Here is a 712-nt window from a genome sequence, read left to right as displayed (position 1 = left end):
CCCGAGTTCGACAGATAGAAGCGTAAGCTACTGATTAACCTGGAAACGCCTTTTCAAAATTGGCACTACAAGCGCGATGCGGTAGGCGCCGGCAGGCCAATCGCTTCGAAAAGGTCGTGTTGTTCAGGCTTCAATTTGGTCAAGCCGCTCGCCGTCTCGCGACGGTGAAGCAGGACCTGGTGGAACTGAATCTTGCGGGCAATTTCCAGTGCCCGCGTCGGCGAAAGCTTGTGATCACTAGCCTTCAGCCGCATCCGCAGCACCCGGTAAAGCACCAGGGCGAGGAAGCAGATCAGCGCATGCGCACGGATGCGATCCGGCAATCGGTGGTAAACCGGCGCGATCTCGATGTCACTCTTCAGCACCCGAAAGCCGCGTTCGATGTCAGCCAGCGCCCGATAGCGCTCAACGATTTGCTCTGGCCCATGATCCGCCATGTTAGTGACCAGCAGCAGCTTGCCATCCATCATCCTGGCGCGATCCAGCGCACGCTGGTCCAGCACATAGTTGAACGTCTCGGCCGTCAGGTCGACCTTGAGAATATGGCCGAGGTGAGCGTCAGTGACGGCCTTATAGAACCTAGCAGTGACGCCGGGATCGGAGAGCTTTCTGCCGCGATAGCGACGCCCAGCATCCTGGTTGTCCAGCTTCTCGAACCACTGGCGAGCATCAGCTTGTAGCGCCTCAATCTTCTGATCGCGTGCCGCCGTCT

At 58.4% G+C, this 712-nt stretch carries 1 protein-coding gene; it reads right to left on the bottom strand.

Annotated elements, in window-relative coordinates; translation table 11 throughout:
• Nucleotides 1-65: 65 nt before the first annotated feature.
• Nucleotides 66-712, bottom strand: a 647-nt coding sequence (locus ACR80S_RS17145; RefSeq protein ID WP_435403910.1) for an IS1634 family transposase, incomplete at its 5' end; no start/stop codon positions are given.

Source organism: Halomonas salsilacus (assembly GCF_051216275.1).
Classification (GTDB): domain Bacteria; phylum Pseudomonadota; class Gammaproteobacteria; order Pseudomonadales; family Halomonadaceae; genus Halomonas.
This window is presented reverse-complemented; position numbering and strand designations above follow the sequence as displayed.